The 20,189-nt window shown below is 64.1% G+C and carries 15 protein-coding genes; 8 read left to right on the top strand and 7 right to left on the bottom strand.

The window, feature by feature from the left end:
• The first annotated feature begins 91 nt into the window (after positions 1 to 91).
• From queE to BAU06_RS15190, 4 genes are all read left to right on the top strand, one after another.
• The gene (queE, locus tag BAU06_RS15170; RefSeq protein WP_066350933.1) at positions 92 to 724 is read left to right on the top strand and encodes a 7-carboxy-7-deazaguanine synthase; all 633 of its coding nucleotides are present in this window, start codon (positions 92 to 94) and stop codon (positions 722 to 724) included.
• Positions 721 to 1,194 (top strand): 6-carboxytetrahydropterin synthase QueD, encoded by a 474-nt coding sequence (gene queD / locus BAU06_RS15175; protein WP_066350945.1) that lies wholly within the window; start codon positions 721 to 723, stop codon positions 1,192 to 1,194. Before queE ends, queD begins: the two co-directional genes overlap by 4 nt.
• Positions 1,195 to 1,721: 527 nt before the next feature.
• Positions 1,722 to 3,602, top strand: coding sequence for a hypothetical protein (locus tag BAU06_RS26655; protein ID WP_156770239.1), 1,881 nt, complete (start codon positions 1,722 to 1,724; stop codon positions 3,600 to 3,602).
• Positions 3,603 to 3,760: 158 nt separating this feature from the next.
• The gene (locus BAU06_RS15190; RefSeq protein ID WP_066350957.1) at positions 3,761 to 6,829 is read left to right on the top strand and encodes a hypothetical protein; all 3,069 of its coding nucleotides are present in this window, start codon (positions 3,761 to 3,763) and stop codon (positions 6,827 to 6,829) included.
• A 152-nt stretch (positions 6,830 to 6,981) separates the two neighbouring features.
• Here the strand turns inward: BAU06_RS15190 and BAU06_RS15195 are convergent, their stop codons facing one another.
• The 3 genes from BAU06_RS15195 to BAU06_RS15205 form a co-directional block, all read right to left on the bottom strand.
• Positions 6,982 to 7,209 (bottom strand): helix-turn-helix domain-containing protein, encoded by a 228-nt coding sequence (locus BAU06_RS15195; protein WP_066350959.1) that lies wholly within the window; start codon positions 7,207 to 7,209, stop codon positions 6,982 to 6,984.
• Between the two features lie 68 nt (positions 7,210 to 7,277).
• Positions 7,278 to 7,871: a DUF2975 domain-containing protein gene (locus BAU06_RS15200; RefSeq protein ID WP_066350963.1), complete on the bottom strand. Its 594-nt coding sequence runs from the start codon at positions 7,869 to 7,871 to the stop codon at positions 7,278 to 7,280.
• A gap of 332 nt (positions 7,872 to 8,203) precedes the next feature.
• Entirely contained in the window at positions 8,204 to 10,480 is a 2,277-nt protein-coding gene (locus BAU06_RS15205; protein ID WP_066350966.1) for a phosphocholine-specific phospholipase C, read from the bottom strand.
• A gap of 254 nt (positions 10,481 to 10,734) precedes the next feature.
• Here BAU06_RS15205 and BAU06_RS15210 point away from each other — a divergent pair, with 254 nt between their 5' ends.
• The gene (locus BAU06_RS15210) at positions 10,735 to 12,183 is read left to right on the top strand and encodes an FAD-containing oxidoreductase (RefSeq protein ID WP_082993710.1); all 1,449 of its coding nucleotides are present in this window, start codon (positions 10,735 to 10,737) and stop codon (positions 12,181 to 12,183) included.
• A 22-nt stretch (positions 12,184 to 12,205) separates the two neighbouring features.
• Here the strand turns inward: BAU06_RS15210 and BAU06_RS26660 are convergent, their stop codons facing one another.
• From BAU06_RS26660 to hutI, 4 genes are all read right to left on the bottom strand, one after another.
• Positions 12,206 to 12,367, bottom strand: a complete 162-nt coding sequence (locus tag BAU06_RS26660; RefSeq protein ID WP_156770240.1) for a hypothetical protein — start codon at positions 12,365 to 12,367, stop codon at positions 12,206 to 12,208.
• Positions 12,368 to 12,536: 169 nt separating this feature from the next.
• A complete protein-coding gene (locus BAU06_RS15215; protein WP_066350975.1) occupies positions 12,537 to 13,514 on the bottom strand; it encodes a Bug family tripartite tricarboxylate transporter substrate binding protein in 978 nt (325 codons plus the stop codon).
• Between the two features lie 147 nt (positions 13,515 to 13,661).
• Positions 13,662 to 14,909: an MFS transporter gene (locus BAU06_RS15220; protein ID WP_066350979.1), complete on the bottom strand. Its 1,248-nt coding sequence runs from the start codon at positions 14,907 to 14,909 to the stop codon at positions 13,662 to 13,664.
• Positions 14,910 to 15,176: 267 nt separating this feature from the next.
• Positions 15,177 to 16,436: an imidazolonepropionase gene (hutI, locus tag BAU06_RS15225; protein ID WP_066350986.1), complete on the bottom strand. Its 1,260-nt coding sequence runs from the start codon at positions 16,434 to 16,436 to the stop codon at positions 15,177 to 15,179.
• 167 nt (positions 16,437 to 16,603) lie between these two features.
• On the opposite strand from hutI, the gene hutC reads away from it, so the two are divergent.
• From hutC to BAU06_RS15240, 3 genes are all read left to right on the top strand, one after another.
• Positions 16,604 to 17,371: a histidine utilization repressor gene (hutC, locus tag BAU06_RS15230; RefSeq protein ID WP_066350992.1), complete on the top strand. Its 768-nt coding sequence runs from the start codon at positions 16,604 to 16,606 to the stop codon at positions 17,369 to 17,371.
• Positions 17,368 to 19,050, top strand: a complete 1,683-nt coding sequence (hutU, locus tag BAU06_RS15235) for a urocanate hydratase (RefSeq protein ID WP_066350995.1) — start codon at positions 17,368 to 17,370, stop codon at positions 19,048 to 19,050. Before hutC ends, hutU begins: the two co-directional genes overlap by 4 nt.
• A 143-nt stretch (positions 19,051 to 19,193) precedes the next feature.
• Complete coding sequence (locus BAU06_RS15240; RefSeq protein WP_066350998.1) at positions 19,194 to 20,186, top strand: Bug family tripartite tricarboxylate transporter substrate binding protein; 993 nt, start codon at positions 19,194 to 19,196, stop codon at positions 20,184 to 20,186.
• Positions 20,187 to 20,189 lie beyond the last annotated feature (3 nt).

Below are 20,189 nucleotides of genomic sequence, written 5' to 3' on the forward strand. Positions count from 1 at the left end.
GAGCGGGGGCGCCATTGGCCCGAAGAGAAAAACGGCCAGGCGCGCTAAAATACACGGTTTTACAGACCCGCTGTTTCAAGCTCGCTGCTTCATGACCTACGCCGTCAAGGAAATTTTCAAGACCCTGCAGGGCGAAGGGGCGCAGGCGGGACGTGCCGCGGTGTTTTGCCGCTTTGCGGGCTGCAACCTGTGGTCGGGCCGCGAAAGCGACCGCGCCACCGCCGCCTGTACCTTCTGCGATACCGATTTCGTCGGCACCGATGGGCCGGGCGGCGGCAAGTTCGCCACGGCCGACCTGCTGGCCGACGCCCTCGCCGCCGAATGGGGAACCGACGCCTTCAACCGCTACGTGGTATTCACGGGCGGCGAACCGCTGCTGCAGCTCGATGGCGCCCTGGTGGATGCCGTGCACGCGCGCGGCTTCACCATCGCCATCGAAACCAACGGCACCATGCAGCCTCCGCCAGGCATCGATTGGATATGCGTCAGCCCCAAGGGCAAGGCGCCGGTCGTGCTGCGCGCCGGAAACGAGCTGAAGCTGGTCTACCCCCAGGCCGACGCGCGCCCGGAAGCCTTTGCCGGCCTGGAGTTCGACCACTTCTTCCTGCAGCCCATGGACGGGCCGGCGCGCGTCGCCAATACGCAGGCTATCGTCGACTACTGCATGCGCCATCCGCAATGGCGGCTCAGCCTGCAAACCCATAAATACATAGGCATCCCATGAACAGCCCCACCGGCGCGGCGCCGGGCACGATTTCCGTTACCCGCCGGCTGGAATTCGACGCCGGCCACCGCATCCCCGACCACCGCAGCCAGTGCCGCAACATGCACGGGCATCGCTACGTACTGGAAGTCACGCTGGAAGGCCAGGTCATCGATGCGCCCGGCGCCTCGGACAACGGCATGGTCATGGACTTCTCCGACATCAAGGCGATCGCCCGCGAACACCTGGTGGACCGCTGGGACCATGCCTTCCTGGTCTATGCGGGCGATGAAGCGGTGCGCGGCTTCCTGGAAAGCCTGCCCGGGCACAAGACCGTAGTGCTGGACCGCATTCCCACGGTGGAAAACCTGGCCCGCATCGCCTTCGATATCCTGCGCCCCCACTATCACCGTCAATTCGGCGGCGACCTGCGGCTGGCGCGCGTGCGGCTGTACGAGACGCCTAATTGCTGGGCGGATTGCGAAGGCTGATTTCAGTCACCAGTTCGATCAGCGGAATCCGACCCCGACAAGTCGGTCTGCGTTGCGATTCGTCGGCTCTGAATTGCCATAGCCGGAGCCTCGCTTGTCCTGAGCGCGTAGAAGAACACCTCACGCCGATGGCGCTATAAGGGCCATCTGTAGACCGACCGCCCGAGTCCTCGAAAAATCCGTCCGCTCATTCGGCACGTGCGGTACGCCCCTGCCTGCGCCGGCGGTCCTTTCGAACCCCGGCCCGGTGGCGCAAGCCTGGGTTTTCGTGCCAGACCCGGCTCAAAAAAGACACGGCCTTGCCCTGGCTCTGCCACCGCCCAGATTGCCGGAATTCAGCGGCGCAAAAACAAAACTTTCCGCCATAGATTTAAAAGCCGGCTCTCGTTCAAATCGATACGCTGCCACAGCGACCCATGAGCGCGCTATCAGACCGCATCCAACTTTGGGCCTGCGGACCGAGCCCACGACGGGCTGGCGTCAAATGGCTTGACAAAGCGATACTGACAAAGGCAAGGAGAAGCATCATGAGTCTGGCGAAGCTTACCGGAGACATCGACAAGCGGCCCCAAGCCGATGGATTCGCGACACATACCGCCACGGTGACATGTGAAGCCGATGATGTGAAGGTCATGTATTTCCACCTTCCTCGGGATCGATCCGCCTTATTCCTGCGACCGGAGAGCGGCACGCTCGACAACGACATGAAAACGTTGACGGTCGGCAATGGCAATGAAGCGCTGAAGCAGGTGAAGGTCGAATTCTTCGACCTGAACACCAATGGTGAAACGGTCACCCTGACGGCAGAAGTGGGCATATGGGAAAACGGCTGGAGGTCTTATTCAACCACGCCACCCGGTGTGGAATTCTCCTTCAGTCCCCACACGCAGTCGGCTACGATGGATTGCGGCCTGGTGCAGGTAAAGACAACCGCCACCACAAATCCGGATTTCTGGTGCCCTTCCGGGAACAGGCTGGCTTTGACGAAGGATGCGTCGTCGGAGGACACGCGCGTATTAATAAGGTTCGTTTCGGAAGACCAGGTCCGGTTCATCTGCGGCCAAGGAGAATTACACAGAGGCGGCTATTCCGGCATTCGCCCGGACAGCTGGTACCTGGAATTCGGATCTCTCGGCACGGATTTCGTCATGCGCGAATACGACCCCGATCTCGGCACGTTCAAACTCTGGGATCCGGAAACCGATAGTATGGTGGCCCTGGTTCAACAGCCATATGGATATGACGTTTGGCTACCCATGCTTGTCAGCGACCACGAGGGAGCGACGTTCTCCTTCAACTATCTGACACAGAAGCCAGTTCCCCCAAGCACATCCTTTCCCTATAAGGTCTCGCTGTCGGGTAATAATTCTTTATTGCCCCAAGCCGATGGTGTTTCCCCTCACACCGCAACCGCCACCATCGTTCGACGACGCGCGGAAGCACCTGAGTTTCCTTCGCCCGTTTATTTCAGCCTGCCGAATGAAGGGAATCATAGGGCCCGCTTCATCGCCCAACTGGGACAGACTATCAACAATGACGGCATGCAACTAAGCGCGCCTGTGGATCCCATTACCGGCCAAGCCACCGCCCAGTTTGTCGATACGGCCCCTAATGGAGAAACCGTGGCCGTGCGAGCGGCTATCGAAATAGATCCGGGGGACGACGATTCCTACTACATCGAATCCACGCCTATTGAATTGCCGTTCAGATTCGTGCGCAACATCGGCGCGACGCTGGAGCTGGAGCGCGACCCGACGATTACCGGTAGCCGCCTGGCCGCGGGCGGAAAGATCTACCAGGCCACGGCCGTTGCCAGCCAGCTGGGCGCGCTGCCACAGAACGCGCAGCAGGCGACATTCAAACTGGTCGAGGGCAGCTCGGCCACTTTCATTCCTGGCGGCAATCAAACCACCAGCGACGACGGCAAGACCTTGCACGCGCCGCTTAACAATGGGCAGGCCGTTGCGCAGTTCCAGGACGCCAACATGAGCGGCGAACTGGTCGGCCTGCGTGCCTATATAGAGACCAGCGAACTTTATGTCCCCTCGGTCCCGCCGCTACTGGACTATGCGGCCAATCTGACCCTGGAATTGAAGCTCACGAGCAATGATTTGAACACCAAGACCTTGGCCAACGGGATTTCCCAGCACACGGCTACCGCCACCCTGACCGGAGGCACTGTCGATAAAGGCGACTTGCAGGTCGTATTCCAGCTATCGCACGCCCGCGGTGCCAAGGACGACATCGACGCATGGTTCGTGGATGAGACGGCCAACCAGCAAGTGTCCAATGACGGCAAAACGCTGACCGCGGTCCTGGTCAACAATCAAGCCTCGGTCAAGTTCGTGGATAACAGCATGCAGGGCGAAGAAGTCTGGCTACAGGCCAGCATCCCGAACCTGAGCTGACCGCCACACGGCCACCGACGCCCGGCCGGTTCTGTGCACGTAACAGCAAGTCATTGAAACAGTCGTACTTTCGCAAGATTTTTCGGCCCTGGTCGATCCAGGTACCAGCGGGTCCTTACGCGTGCCTGGAGTCGGACATACAAAGGAGATACTTCGCCATGAATGACGCCAAACTTTTGAGTGATGTCCAGAATTCGGGCCTGCTCTCGAATATCCTGAAGTTCCAGTTCAATGACGTCTTCGAATTGACGGCAGACTCCACAAAAGGCAATGAAGCCGACGGTGTCAGCGCCTACACCGCGACGGCGACGCTGAACCAGAACGGTCTGGAGGCCTGGAACGTGACTTTCACGCTGTCGTCCACCAGCTCGGGATTGTTCGTCAAGCAAAAGGGCCAGGCCTACGGCGGCAGCGATGGCACGGATCGCACCACGCTCATCGCGCCCTTGAACAGCAACAAGGCCGTGGCCCAGTTGGTGGACACGGATAAGGATGGCGAAGACGTCAAGGTATGGGCCAAGATCGAGAATTCGGAAGTTCATGGCGGAGTGCTGGTCTCCGATCCCACATACGAGACATTCACCTTCGATGCCTTGCCGAAGAATCTGGCGCTGGACCTGCGCAATGACAATCCCGGGGTACAGACGGTGGCCGACGGCGTCAATGTCTCCAGCGCCACCGCGACCCTGGTCAATGGCACCTCCGGCAAAAACTATGGATGGTCCGTCACCTTTGCCTTGCCCAAGGACAAATCGGCGAAGTTCGTCGCGCAGGCCGGCCAGTCGTATGGAGGCGCCGACAGTACCGATCGCACGATACTGATCGCGCCATTGGCCAGTAATAGCGCAACTGCCCAAATCGTCGACGAAAACCCCAAAGGGGAAACCGTCACGCTGAACGCCGCCGTCGACAACGCGGTAGTAGATCTCTCTGCGCCCGCGGTGAATTTTCCCTTCAGCGCGGTGACCGGCCTTTATTTGACACTGGAGGGCGACACTGGCGCCACCGTGGCGGCCGACGGCCAAAGCGCCCATTCCGCCACGGCCACGCTCGGCGGGACTAATATGTACTATCCGCTGAATGTGACCTTCACCCTCCCAGCGAACAAATCGGCGACCTTCCTGTTGCAGCAGAACCAGCGCTACGGCGATAACGGCACAAATAAACAAGTCATGATCGCTCCGCTGGCGCAGAACGTCGCAACGGCGAAATTCGTCGATCCCAAAGGAGAGACGGTGGCGCTACAGGCGGTGGTCGATTACGACGAAAACCAGACGATCGTGTCCAGCCCAAAGTCTCTGAGCTTCCAGTTCACCACGCAAGGCGGGGGCTCTTTCGATAACCCGAAGTATTTCAAAAGCGACGCGAACGCCCGAGAGAATGATATCTACCAATTGATCGATGGCGACTTTCCCGGAACCGGGTACATCGAAGGGGCATACTATATCTGCGTAAACCCCAATGGCTTGTCCAATGCCGCGAGCTATCCGCCGCCCGCCCTGGGCGAGCCCGACAATGAGAACTGGGCGCACGCATGGAAATCGTTCCAGAATGGTGTACTTGACACGCTCGGCGCAGGCGCCAATCCCGCACTCTTTGGCAATGGCAACCACTGCCTCGGCGTCGTCCTGTATTTCGATCCCGGCACGGGCGAGGGCGGAAACCATATATCGCCGGACTGGACGCTACAGCCCGGCAAGTACTTCAAAAGCTACATGGAAACGCTGGGCTTTGTAATGAGATCCCAGGTTAAAACAAAAGAGTCCGAAGCCCCGCCCAACGGATTTTCGATCGCCTTGATCGACGATCATGGCGTGCCGTACGATGAAACGCAGTCCCTGCTGAAGCCTACCCCTTACACCGCGGTAATCAATGGATCGAGATTCGCCGACACGGAAGACACAAGCGGCACGGCGGCTGACGACAGCATTGAATGGTGCGCCAAACGCTATTACACATCCAAGATCAAAGAAACGACCAAGATAGGCCTCCAGAGCAGCCTTCCCGACGGTACCGAGGCGCGATTTGGCACGACCGCGAACAGCAACACCACACCCATTCAAGTAACGGTATACACGTCGACGAAATACAACGCCGTTCCTGCCACCGGCGGGCTGGGGGTCGATCCGAAGCATATGGACCGGGGGGTGGCTCCTCCAGCCGATGATAATGACTATTGGAAAACACATCCCAGCATGGATCCGTGGCCAGCCGACTTCTATTGGCGCCAAGATAATTACCGCGTCGCCATCCGCAATAATGACGACGCATCCATTAACAATCAAGCGAGCGATAAGGAAATATTTGACATCACGATTGACGGGATGCCTCTAGACATCGACGGCAACACAGGTCCCAGCAGCTATATATATTGCGAGAGCTCCAATAACTGCTACACCACTGACGCATATATTTGCTGGACCGGTACTTCGGATTTGACAGCAAGATTTTATATGGATAATCCAGTCTCGCTCGAGACGGGTAATTTCGACGGTTCCATCACCCTTGTACTGGTGACCTATGTGCGCCTTTTCAATCCGTTCGGGCTTTGGCCAAGCAGCCCCGGACTAGTCAGTCTGCACGATCAATATGGCAATGAGGGGAGTTTCTACCTGAATTGCAATATCCCGCCGACATATTACCCGAAAGACTATGGCTCCCAAGATATCGACGGCTATCCGAAAAACAGCAGTATCGCGGTAGTTTCAAACACAGAAGGGCGTGTTCTCTCTAAGTTCGATGACGTGATTGTTAGCACTCAAGCGACGCCAACGGTGGTGGAGCCCGAGAACGTAGCGCTCTATTCCCCTAGTTATCAGAAGTGGGCGGGCCTAAGTCCCGATACCTTTCCGAAAGATCTATTGCGTTGGGTCAATCTTGCATCTCCGGGCGGCACAGGGGGCGTGTCTACTTGGCGCTTCATGGGTGTGGCCACGGAAGTTCCTAATGGCATATATACGTTCTATAACTCGGGATACGGAGGCTATTCTTGGGGCGTGAAATCCGAGTACTCCCTACCACCAAATGTTTTCGCTCAGCCCGGCTATGTTGCTTTGTGCACTGTGCGCCCAGTATGGGATCAGAATGGTTTCCTTTTATTTAACGAGTCCGGCTACACCCACCCGGAAACGATAAGCGATACGACTTATGATCGTTTCGCGCCATTCGTGTCCCAACTCAACAAAGATTTCGTTTGGCGATTCACGAACGGGCGATCTCCCTATTGATGGAAACACGTACGCGGCCTTTCCTTGGACAGATCAGGCGTCTACTATAGTCTCCGGGCTCAGATCGTCGCACGAGCTTTCCCTAGCCTCCTATTGCGCCAGCTACACAGCAAGCCATGCCTGAAAAGAGAAAGCACACCAAGAGCAATGCATCAGCCGCGCGCCGGTAAGCCTTCGCCGTCCCGATACTCCAGCAAATCCCCCGGCTGGCACTGCAGCGCGCGGCATATCGCTTCCAGCGTGTCGAAGCGCACGCCCCTTACCTTGCCGGACTTCAGCAGGGAAAGATTCTGCTCGGTGATCCCGACGATCGCCGCCAGGTCTTTCGATTTCATCTTGCGCATGCTCAGCATGACGTCGAGCCTGACGACGATGGGCATTCGGGCTCCTGTCGGGTAAGGGGTTGGCGCGACGGCGCCCGGCGCGACGGCGCCAGGCACGACGGCGCTCATACGAACTGCTGGTTTTCCTGGTAGACCTCGGACGCCCGCTGCAGGATGCGGCCGATGATGGCGATGCATGCCGCGACGAACAGCGCCACCAGGTCCGTGGAATCGAGCGACAGCGTCACCAGCCGATGGCCCGGCCCGTTGCGCAGCGTCAGCCACACGCTAAGCACCGGCTCCGTCAGGAATTGCACCACGACCCACAGCGCGATCGAACGCCCCAGCGCACCAAGCCGGCGCGCCGCTTCCATGGAAAAGTACGCGCCTTCCGCATAGGCGCGAAACAGCCTGCGCAGGTGCCCCAGGCCGTACATCAGCACCAGCAGCGGCACGCTGGAAATCAGGATCGCGCCCAGTCGCTGCCAAAGCGGAAACGTCGCGATGTCGATATCACCATTCGACACCCACCGGGACGTCAGCCCGAAACTGAAGCCATAGCCATGCACGCCATAGGGCGGATAGATCCAATTGGCGACGTTGAGGGCCAGCAGCGCGAACATGAGCGCGAGCGTGATGCTGGCCATGCGGTGACTGAGACCGGCCAGGCGGTCCGCGGGAAGCCTGCGCCGGAAGGAGGCGGGATGGTGGACGGGCATGGAAACCTCATGGGGAGAGAGGGTCTGTGGACCCGACGCGCCGGGCGGAATAGCGTCGCACCGGGAGCGGTGTGCCGACATATTAATCCAGAAATTATCGCAAAACAATAATTTTTTATTTTATATCGATATCTGCGTGCGAATTGCCTTAACGCATCCCCCGACCTTCATCGGCGCGCGCCGTGCGACCCTCGGCACGTCGCCCATATAGGCGACAGTTGTCCCGCGTAAAACGAAGCCCTTCATACTCACCGGCAGCGTGGCATGAGTGCCGCCCCGGGGCTGCCGCCCCCGCGCCAGCCAACAAAAGCGCCGGACGTCGGCCCGCAGATCTACCGCTCGCCGATGGCCACGCCGCCCATTGCGGGATCGGAGTAACCGTCCTGGCCGGTTTCCATCCGCCCGGCGAAACGCCGCGTATAGCCGGCGCCATCGTCCAGCGCCAATGTGAAGTCATACCACTGGTGCGAACCGGCCAAGGGCCATCGCCATTCCGCCTGCTGGCCCGCGGGAATGTCGCGATGCCAGCTAGCCCGTTGGAAATAGGCGTTGTCGCGCACGATGGCCGGGATGGCCCCCTGGCCGGGGTTGGACAGCGTCAGCACCAGCATGCCCTCGGCCGGCACATAGCGCACGCGCGCCGCCGGGACCGCGGCGGCCGCATCGCCCGGTTCGGCCGTTCCGATGAACCGCCGATGGAAGCCATTGGGGCCCAGCACCCACAGGTCGTACGCGCCGCCCGGCGCCAGGGGCCAGTCGTCCTCCAGCGCCCTGCCCGGCTCCACCGTGTAGCGACGCGGCAGCGCGTCCAGGCGATGGACGTCGTAGACATGAAACACCGCCGCGCGCTGCCCCGTATTGGAAAAGACCAGGCGCACAGCGGGTGAGCGGCGCGACGTGGCCTTCGTCTCGTCGCCATCCCCCTGGCCCGCCGGACGGCGCAGATCGTCGTCCACATGCAATTCATAAGGCAATGCGCGCGAGCGCCGCTTGCCACGGGCCTGGACCGGCAAGGCCAGCTCCGCCGGCACGCCAGGGGCCGTGGTCCCCGGCAAGGCGCGGCTGCGGCGATCCCGCGTGGCCGTCTCCGGCAGATGGTCCAGGACAGGCGTCGACGAGCGGCGCGCGTTGGGCGTCGCGAAATCGAAACAGGACATCAAGTCGCCCGCGACGGCGCGGCGCCAGGGGCTGATGTTGGGCTCGTCCACACCAAAGCGGCGTCCGATGAAGCGCAGCACCGACGTGTGGTCGAAGACTTCGGAATTGACCCAGCCGCCACGGCTCCACGGCGATATCACGTACATCGGCACGCGCGGCCCCATGCCGTAGGGATGATGGCGATACGGCCGCGTCGGCTCGACGCCGCCTACGTCATCGCCCAGGTAGTCGTCCGCCACGTCCACCGTGCTCGCGCCCATGGGGTCGCGCGCCGCCGTGCCGCCATCCGTGCGGGCGTGCGATGGCGGCGCCGGCGGCGGCATGTGATCGAAGTAGCCGTCGTTCTCGTCGAAGTTCAGGATCAGCACCGTGCGGCTCCAGACGCGCGGATTCGAGGTCAGGGCCTCCAGTACCTGGGCCGTGAAGGCGGCGCCCTGCGCCGGACTGGACGGCGATGGATGCTCAGAAGCGGAAGACGGCGCGCAGATCCATGACACCTGAGGCAGGCAGTCCGCCATGACGTCGGCCTTCAGCGCCGCCACATTGCGCGTGCGTATGCCCTTCTCGTACAAGGCGCGTTCGCGGGCGGTGCGCTCCGGCAGCACCGCCGGCACGCTGCGCGCATGCGCCCGGCGGAAAGCCTTGAAGCCGAACAGCGGGTTCAGCGCGTAGAACTCGAACTCGTTGTCCTGGTAGACCTGCCAGCTGATGCCGGCGTCTTCCAGGCGTTCCGCGTAGGTCATCCAGGTGTAACCCAGTTTCCGGGGACCGTTGTGCAGCGTGTTGTAGCTGTTGTCCAGCGCCGGGCCGTTGTAGACGCCGGGCATGGCAGGGTCGTCCCTGCCATGGTTGGTGCCGGTGTACAGGAAGCAGCGGTTGGGATTGGTGCCGCCGGTCAGCGAGCAATAGTAGGCATCGCACACCGTGAAGGCATTGGCCAGTGCGAACTGGAAGGGAATGTCCGCCTGCGTGTAGTACACCATCGAGGCGTTGCGCTTGAACTGCGGCCAATGCGTCATGCGGCCGCCGTCCCAGGCATCCTGGGCATCGGGATACAGGTGCGGCGTGCCGGCCGTGCGCATCAGGCGGAAGTCGGTGGCCGTATCGTTGTGCTGCGGCGCGAGAATCGACGGCATGCCCGCCGGCTGGCCGTCATGGCGCTGGTACCAGACGGTCTTGCCCGCCATGCCCGGCGCATCGGGCACGGGGATGGGGAAGCGGTCGCCGAACCCGCGCACGCCGGCCAGGGTGCCGAAGTAATGATCGAAGGACCGGTTCTCCTGCGTCAGCACCACGATATGGGCGACGTCCTGCAGCGTGCCGGTACGCTGGTCCGCGCCGATCGCCAGCGCCTTGCGGATGGCCGGTGGAAACATGGACAGCGCGGCGGCGGCTCCGGCGGCCTGGGCGGACAGGCGGAAGAATTCGCGGCGACGGGTATCGGTGGGCATGTCGGCAATGACGATATCGAGGGATCGGGCGGCTTGCGGGGCCCGCGCGCAATGCACGGATCCCGCCCGACTAGTATGCCTGCGTCCACTTCACATAACGCTGAAGCCGGGGCAGCGCCTGCATTCCGGTCTTCGCGAAAACCGCCGCAGCGTTTACAGTAATTGCCGGTCCGGCGCGGCCGTCGCATCGATACGCGTCCCGACCGTCATCCGCCCCAGGAGCCGCATTGCGCGGCGCGCAAAGAGAGGTCCCCATGAGCACGCAGCCCACGCAAGGCCCATCCGGAAACACCACCCCGCGCGCGGATTCGCCGTCCGGCGTAACGCCCACCCACTTCGACGCCATCGTCATCGGCGCGGGACAGGCCGGCCCGCCGCTGGCCGGCCGCCTGACACAGGCGGGCCAGCGCGTGGCCTTGATCGAGCGCAAGCACTTCGGCGGCACCTGCGTCAACACGGGCTGCATGCCGACCAAGACGCTGGTCGCCAGCGCCTATGCGGCCCACCTGGCGCGGCGCGCCGCGGACTTCGGCGTCGCGCTGCAAGGCACGGTCGGCGTCGACGCCAGGCGGCTGAAGGAGCGCAAGGACGAAGTCGTCCTGCGTGCCCGGGGCAACGTGGAAAAGTGGCTGCGAGGCATGGACAACTGCACCGTAGTGCAGGGCCACGCACGCTTCGTGGGCCCGCGCGAAATCGACGTGGACGGCCGGCGCCTGTCGGCGGACCGCTTCTACATCAATGTCGGCGGCCGCGCCAATATTCCGGACATGCCGGGCGTGCGCGACATCCCGCTGCTGACGAACACCACCCTGCTGGACCTGGACACCGTGCCGCGCCATATGATCGTCATCGGCGGCAGCTATATCGGGCTGGAGTTCGCGCAGATGTACCGCCGCTTCGGCGCCGAGGTCACCGTGGTGGAGAAAGGTCCGCGGCTGATTTCACGTGAAGATCCGGATATCTCCGACGCCATCCTGAAGATCCTGGAAAAGGAAGGCATACGGGTGCACCTGAACGCGGAATGCATACGGTTCGAAGCGCATCCGCAAGGCGCCGCCGTCCGCGTGTCGTGCCGGCAGGATCCCGGGCCCATCATCGGCTCGCATGTGCTGATGGCGGTCGGGCGGCTGCCGAACACCGGCGATCTCGGGCTGGAGGCCGCGGGCGTAAAGACCGACGAACGCGGGTACATCGTTGTCGACGACCAGCTGCGCACCAGCGTGCCGCACATCTGGGCGCTGGGCGATTGCAATGGGCGCGGCGCCTTCACCCATACCTCGTATAACGACTTCGAGATCGTCGCGGCCAACCTGCTGGACGAAGACCCGCGCCGCGTCAGCGACCGCCTGCCCTGTTATGCCCTGTACATCGATCCGCCGCTGGGCCGCGTGGGCATGACGGAAGCCGCGGTGCGCGCCACCGGCCGGCCGGCGCTGGTCGGCGTGCGCCCCATGACGCGCGTCGGCCGCGCCGTCGAAAAGGGCGAGACCGAGGGATTCATGAAGGTGGTGGTGGATGCCGAGACCAAGGCTATCCTGGGCGCCGCCATCCTGGGTACCGGCGGCGACGAAGCCGTGCACGGGATACTGGATGTGATGTCGAGCAAGGCGCCCTATACGACCCTGCAGCGCACCGTACAGATCCATCCGACGGTGTCCGAGCTGATACCCACGGTGCTGGGGGAGTTGAAACCGATGGCGTAAAGGACCGACGCAGAGAACCGCGTCAGAACGAGACTTCCAGCGATATGCCCGAATAATCCGCCCGGAGGGCCAGTTGCCGGCCAGGGCCTTCTTCGAAGTGGATCGGGCCGTACTGCTCCATCGTGCGCAATGCGCGGGGAAGATTGGATTTTGCCCTGCCGCTTTTGGCGGCCAGGTCGTTCAATGAAACGGGTTCGGTCCGCGCGATCAGGGCGAGCCCTGACGTTCGGCCACAAGCATGAATCTCTATCGACGCCGGCCAGACAACGAAAAAGGGCCCGGACAGAAGCCGGGCCCCGCTTTGAAAGGCGTACCGGATCGGAGGTCGCCTTACCCGCGGTGTTTTCGTTTCATCAGTCCACCGTCGCCCCGGACGCCTTCACCGCCTTGCCCCAGGTACCGATTTCCCGGATCACATAGCTGTGGAATTCCGCCGGGCTCATGTGCATGGCCTCCACACCCAGCGTGGCGAGCTGCTCTTTCACATCGGGGGCATTCAGGATGGCCTGCACTTCCTGGTTCATGCGCTTGGTGATGGCGTCGGGAATGCCGGCGGGGCCGAGCAGCCCGTACCACGGTTGCGCGTCCACGCCCTTGATGCCGGTTTCCGCCAGGGTCGGCACGTCGGGCAAGGCGGCCGAACGCTGCGCGCCCGTGACCGCCAGCACCTTCAGGTTGCCCGCCTTGACCTGCTGCATGATGGGCAGCGGGTTTTCGAAGGCCAGCGGCACCTGGCCGCCGACCAAGTCGTTCAGCAAGGGGCCCGATCCCTTGTACGGGATGTGGCGGATCTTGGTGCCCGCCGCGGTGTTGAACATCTCGCCGATGATGTGCTGCGGCGTGCCCGAACCGGCGGAGCCGAACACCAGGTCGCCGGTCTTGCCCTTGGCGATAATGTCCTGGATGGAGTTCAGCCCGGACTTGGCGTTGACCGCGACGACGAAGCTGGTGCGCGCCAGCGGCACGACTTCGGTGAAATCCTTTGCCGGATCGTAGGGCAGCTTCTTGTACAGCGTGCCGGCGATCACGATGGGTCCGCTGGCGGCCAGCAGGAACGTGTAGCCGTCCGGCTTGGCCTTGGCGACGTAGGCGGTGCCGATGTTGCCGCCCGCGCCCGCCCGGTTTTCCACGATCACGGTCTGGCCCAGCTTGTCGTGCAGGCGGGTCGCCAGCAAACGCGCCAGCACGTCGGTGGTGCCGCCGGGCGCATACGGCGAAACCAGCGTGATGGCCTTGTCTGGCCACGCGTCGGCGGCATGCGCGCCCGGCGCGGCGGCGACGGCCGCAGCGGCGAACAACGCGGCAAGGCAGCGATTGAATGCACGGCTCATGAATATGTCTCCTGGGTTTTGTCATTGCGCGATCGCGGGATCGCGTTCGGATCTCGTGCCGAAACCCGAGGATAAGCCAGGACATTGCCGGACGGATAGACGGGCATGACCGGACACGGCCGGACGCCCGCGCGATTCAGCGGCCGTTCAGCCAGCCTTGGCCCGGCGTACCCGCACGATGCGGTTGTACAAGGCCCCCAGGGCCATCAGCACGCTGGTGCCCAGGAACACCGACTGCATGCCGAAATGGCCGCCGACGAAACCGCCCGCCAGGGGTCCCACCACCTGCCCCACGTACTGGGCCGAGGTGGAATAGCCCAGCATGGCACCCGCCACGCGTTCCGGCACGTTGTGGCGGATGACCGTGGCGATACAGGGCAGCAAGCCACCCAGCGACAGGCCCATCAGGAAGCGCAGCGCCACGAGCTGCCAGCTCGCGGTGATGAAAGCCTGCGGGATCAGCAGCAGGGCCGACACCAGCAAGCAGCCGATGATCACATTCCAGTGGCCCACGCGGTCCGCCAGGCGCCCCAGGCGCGAGGCGGACAGGATGCTGCCCAACGCGGTCGCCGACATCACCAGTCCGGACACCATGGTGACGTGGCCCGCCTCGGCGAATTGCGCCACGTAGACGGTGATGATGGGCTCGATGGACATATTGGCCAGCATCAGCAGCATGCCGGTGAACAACATCGCCATCAGCGGCCCCTTGTCCGGCACGGCAGCCAACCCTGCCTTGGGCTTGTCCGCGGCCTTGCCCGGCTTGGGACGGCGTTCTTCCTTGATCAGGAAGGTCGTGACCAGGAAGGCCACGAAGATCAGCCCGCCGGATGCCAGGAAGGTGGCGCGTATGCCGATCAGGGGCGGCAACGCGCCCCCGATCAACGGCCCCGCCAGGTTGCCCGCCATGATGCCCGAAGACAGCACGCCCAGCGCCCAGCCGGTGCGATGCCGCGGCGTCTGCGTGGCCACCAGCACCATCGAGCCCGAGGCATACCCGCCCAACAGGCCGGCGAGCAGCCGCAGTCCCACCAGCTGGTAGACGTTCTCCGCCATGCCGATCAGCGACATGGCGATGGACATGCCCAGGCTGGCGCGGATCAGCATCAGCTTGCGGCCATAGCGGTCGGCCAGCCGTCCCCACAGCGGCGCGGTCAGGGCGGCGCTGAAAAAAGCGGCGCCGAAGGCCGCGCCGGACCATTGCACAATGGCGGCATGATCCTTCACGCCCAGCTGCTCCACATACAGCGGCAGGAAAGGCAGCAGCAGGGTCATGCCCACAATGGTCGTGAAGGAACCGAACACGCATACCGCCAGGTTCCTCAGCCAGTGGTCCGAGCCCTGCTCCAGGGAAGCGGTATCGACGGCGGACGGCGTTGCGCTGGAACTGGTCATCGAAGTACGGAGAGGGCGGAGAATGGATGGCGGAAGGGACGATCCTGGAGCCGCCACCGCGCGGGCGGCAGCCCCGGCAAGAGCTGGCTACTATACGCCGCCATGGATCGGCATCCAGCCGATACGGGGTACCGTAATCCCGGGCACCGGCATCAGCCATACTGGAATGGAAAACACCAGGATGGCCTCCGCGCCCTGCCCCATCCATCAATCACCGGCGACAAGCGCATGGCCAACGCCCCGAATATCCCGGCCACGGCCCGGCGCCTAGAACAGCGATTCGTGTCCGCGCCGCAGTATGCGCGCGGGCGTGTGCATGCCGTGGCTGTAGCACAGTTCCGCCAGCTCGGGCACCTGCCAGAAAACCAGGTCCGCCCACTTGCCCACCGTCACGCTGCCCACCTGTTCCTGCAAGCCCAACGCGCGCGCGGCGGCGTGCGTCACGCCGTTCAGTGCTTCGGCCGGCGTCAAGCGGAACAGCGTGCACGCCATGTTCAGCATCAGCAGCAGGGACGTGAACGGCGACGTGCCGGGATTGCAGTCGGTGGCCACGGCGATGGGCACGCCGTGCCGGCGCAACAGGTCCACCGGCGGCACCCGGGTATCGCGCAGGAAGTAGAACGCGCCCGGTAGCAGCACCGCCACGGTGCCCGCCGCCGCCATGGCACGCGCGCCCGCCTCGTCCAGGTGCTCCAGGTGGTCCGCCGACAGGGCGCGATAACGGGCGCCCAAGGCAGCCGCGCCGCACAGGTTCAGTTGTTCGGCATGCACCTTCACCGGCAGGCCCAGCGCCGCCGCGGCGCGATAGACGCGCTCGGACTGCGCGGCATCGAAACCTATGCTTTCGTGGAAGACATCCACGGCATCGGCCAGGCCCAGCCGCGCGGCCTCCGGCAGCACCCGGGTACAGACGAAATCGATGTAGTCATCGGCGCGCCCGGCGTATTCCGGCGGCAGCGCATGCGCGCCCAGGAAAGTCGTGCGCACGGTCACCGGCAGGCGATCGCCCAGCGTGCGCGCCGCACGCAGCATGGCAAGCTCCGTATCGCCGTCCAGCCCGTAGCCCGATTTGATTTCCACCGTGGTCACCCCTTCGCGCAACAGGGCGCGCAGCCGTGGCAGGGCCTGCTCGACCAGTCCGGCCTCCCCCGCCGCGCGCGTGGCGCGCACCGTGGAGACGATGCCGCCGCCGGCACGGGCGATGTCTTCGTAGGACGCGCCGTTCAGGCGCATTTCGAATTCCCTGGCCCGCGTACCGGCATATACCAGGTGGGTGTGGCAATCGACCAGGCCGGGCATGACCCACGCACCCTGCGCATCGATGCACCGGCCCGGCCTGCCGGCTTCATTCATCCACGCGGCGTCCGGCACGCGGGCGCCATTCCCCAACCAGGCGATGCGTCCATGCCGTATCGCGATGGCGTCCGCGCCATCCAGCACGCCATAGGGCGTGGCCGCCGCCGGATCGAAGCTGGCGATCCGGGCATTGACAATCAAGGCAGGGTCTTGCGCGGGTTCAAGGCTCATGGCGGCACGTTCCTGTGGGGCGGTCGAGGTCGGGCGCGCGGCGCGCGGCGCGGTTAGGGCCCTACCCGGGTTTTCCATAGCCGCATACTACTTGCCTATACTTGTATATTCAAGCTAGAGTTTGCCCCATCGTCCACTCCGCGCCGCCGCGCATCGACTTCATACCCATGCCTACCGCCACCCGCGACCTTCCGCTGCCGCCCTATGCCCGGATCAAGCAGCACATCGTCGAACAGATCGACGCGGGACGCTGGACGGTCAACGACCAGGTCCCGTCGGAGAACCAGCTGGCCGCGCAGTTCGAGGTGTCGCGCATGACGGCGCGGCGCGCCATCCTGGAGCTGACGCAGGAAGGCATCCTGGTGCGCAGCCAGGGCCTGGGCACCTTCGTCGCGGAGCAAAAACCCGCGCTGCCGGTCCTGGAGGTGCGCAACATCGCGGAAGAAATCGCCCAGCGCGGCCACCGCTACGCCAACCGTGTCCTGCAGCTGGAGCGCGTCACCGCGCCGGAGGGCATCGCCACCGCGCTTGCCCTGTCCATCGACAAGTCGGTCTACCACTCCTTGATCCTGCACCTGGACAACGACGTGCCGGTGCAGCTGGAAGACCGCTACGTCAATCCGCGCGTCGCCCCGGACTACATCGACCAGGACTTCAGCCGCGAAACGCCCAACGCCTACCTGAGCCGCGTCGCGCCGCTGACGGCGGTCGAACACACCATCGAAGCCATTCTTCCCGATGCGCGCGTGGCGGGCTGGCTGGAACTGAAAGGTCCGCAAGCCTGCCTGCAGGTGCTGCGCCGCACCTGGTCGGGCGATGACGTCGTGACGTTCGCCCGCCTGATCCATCCCGGCGACCGCTACCGCCTGACCGGCCACGCCGTCATATCGACGCGATCCGCCACCGCCAAGATTTCCGGAGACCAAGCCCAATGAACGCACCCGCATCTTCCCGCCTGGACCCGTCGCGCGCCATCCGCGCGCCGCGGGGCAGCACGCTGACCTGCAAGAACTGGCTGATCGAAGCCGCCTATCGCATGATCCAGAACAACCTGGATGCGGAAGTCGCCGAACATCCCGAACAACTGGTGGTATACGGGGGCATCGGCCGCGCCGCGCGGGATTGGCCATCGTTCGACAAAATCCTGGAGGTGCTGCGCCGCCTGCAGCCCGACGAAACCCTGCTGGTCCAGTCGGGCAAGCCAGTCGGCGTTTTCAAGACCCACGAGGACGCGCCGCGCGTGCTGCTGGCGAACTCCAACCTGGTGCCGCACTGGGCCACCTGGGAGCATTTCCACGAGCTGGACCGCAAGGGCCTGATGATGTACGGGCAGATGACGGCCGGCAGCTGGATCTATATCGGCTCGCAGGGCATCGTCCAGGGCACTTACGAAACCTTCTACGCCGTGGCCAACCGCCACTTCGGCGGCGATCCCAAGGGCCGCTGGATCCTGACGGCGGGCCTGGGCGGCATGGGCGGCGCGCAGCCCCTGGCCGCGACCATGGCGGGCTTCAGCATGATCGCGGTGGAATGCGACGAGTCGCGCATCGACTTCCGCCTGCGTACCCGCTATATCGATGTCAAGGCGCGCACGCTGGACGAAGCGCTGGCCTTGCTGGACGAGGCCCGTAAGAACGGCCGCGCGCTGTCCATCGGCCTGCTGGGCAACGCCGCCGACGTGCTGGCGCGGATGGTGGAGCGCGGCATTACGCCGGACTGCGTCACGGACCAGACCTCCGCGCACGACCCCTTGAACGGCTACCTGCCCCAGGGCTGGACCATGGAGGAATGGAAAGCGCGCCGCGCCACCGAGCCGGATGCCGTGGTGCGCGCCGCCAAGCAATCCATGGCGGGCCACGTGCAAGCCATGCTGACGCTGCAGGAACGCGGCGCCGCCACGCTGGACTACGGCAACAACATCCGCCAGATGGCGCTGGAGATGGGCGTCCGCAATGCCTTCGATTTCCCGGGCTTCGTGCCGGCCTACATCCGGCCCCTGTTCTGCGAAGGCATCGGGCCTTTCCGCTGGGCCGCGCTGTCGGGCGACCCGGAGGACATCTACAAGACGGACGCCAAGGTCAAGGCGCTGATTCCGCACGACAAGCACCTGCACAACTGGCTGGACATGGCGCGCGAGCGCATCGCCTTCCAGGGCCTGCCCGCCCGCATCTGCTGGGTGGGCGTGCGCGATCGCGCGCGGCTGGGCCTGGCATTCAACGAGATGGTCCGCACGGGCGAGCTGAGCGCGCCCGTGGTCATCGGCCGCGATCACCTGGACTCCGGATCGGTAGCCAGCCCCAACCGGGAGACCGAATCCATGCGCGATGGCTCGGACGCCGTGTCCGATTGGCCGCTGCTCAATGCCCTGCTGAACACCGCGGGCGGCGCCACCTGGGTGTCCCTGCACCATGGCGGCGGCGTGGGCATGGGCTTCTCGCAGCATGCGGGCGTGGTCATCGTCTGCGACGGCACGGATGCGGCCGCGCGCCGCATCGCCCGGGTGCTGCACAACGATCCGGCCACGGGTGTGATGCGCCATGCGGATGCCGGCTATGAAGAAGCGATCGCCTGCGCGCGCGACGCGGGGCTGGACCTGCCCATGCTGGGCCGCTGAGGCTGGCATGCCTGGCCACTGCGTGCCCCTCGGGCATGGACGCTCCGCGGGGAGATGACCCCGGCCGGATACGCCACGAATCCACGCCGGCCCCAAGGGGACCGGCATAACGCAGCAGTAGACATACATACAAGGGGAATACCATGAAATTGTCTCTGAGCCTGCGCCTGGCGGCTGCCGCCGCCGGCGCCTACCTTGCGGCGGCGAGCCTGCCGGCGCATGCGGCCGACGCCGCGTATCCGTCCAAGCCCGTCACCATCATCGTGCCCTTCGGCGCGGGCGGCGTGGCCGACGCGATTCCGCGCATCGTCGGGCAGAAGCTCAACGAGATGTGGGGCGTGCCGGTCATTATCGAGAACCGGCCGGGCGCCTCCGGCAACCTGGGCATGGGGCAAGTGGCGCGTGCCGCGGCCGACGGCTACACGCTGGGCCTGGCGCCGGCCGGCAACCTGACTGTCAATCCCCTGCTCTACACGAATCTCAACTTCGATACCGCCCAGGCCTTCGCGCCTGTCACGCTGCTGGCGACGTCGCCCAATATCCTGGTGGTGAATCCCTCGGTGCCGGCCAAGGATTTCAAATCCTTCGTCGCCTATGCCAAGACGCGGCCGGGCAAATTGAACTTCGCCTCGCCGGGCGCGGGCAGCGGCGCGCATTTGGCCGGCGAACTGCTGAATCAATCGGCCGGCCTGAGCACCATGCACATCCCCTACAACGGCATGGCGCCGGCGGTCACCGATGTGGTCGCGGGCAATGTGGACATGATGTTCGCGGGCGTGTCGACCGTGCTGCCCTTCATCCGCGGCGGCAAGCTGAACGCCCTGGCCATCGCCGGCCCGCATCGCCTGCCGCAGTTGCCCGATGTGCCGACCGTGGCCGAAAGCGGCTACCCCGGCTTCGACGTGACGTCCTGGTACGGCATCGTGGCGCCCGCCAAGACGCCGGCCGCCGTCCTGCAGAAGATCCAGCGCGATATCGCCACCGTGCTGCAGGATCCCGCCGTGCGGCAGAAGTTCGCCGACCAGGGCGTGGAGCCCGCCAGCACGAGCACGCAGGAATTCGCCGCCATGATCCAGAACGAGTCGCGCAAGTGGGCGGACATCGTGAAGACGGCGGGCATCAAGCCTATCCAGTGAACC

The sequence above is a fragment of the Bordetella bronchialis genome (assembly GCF_001676705.1).
Taxonomy (GTDB): domain Bacteria; phylum Pseudomonadota; class Gammaproteobacteria; order Burkholderiales; family Burkholderiaceae_B; genus Bordetella_C; species Bordetella_C bronchialis.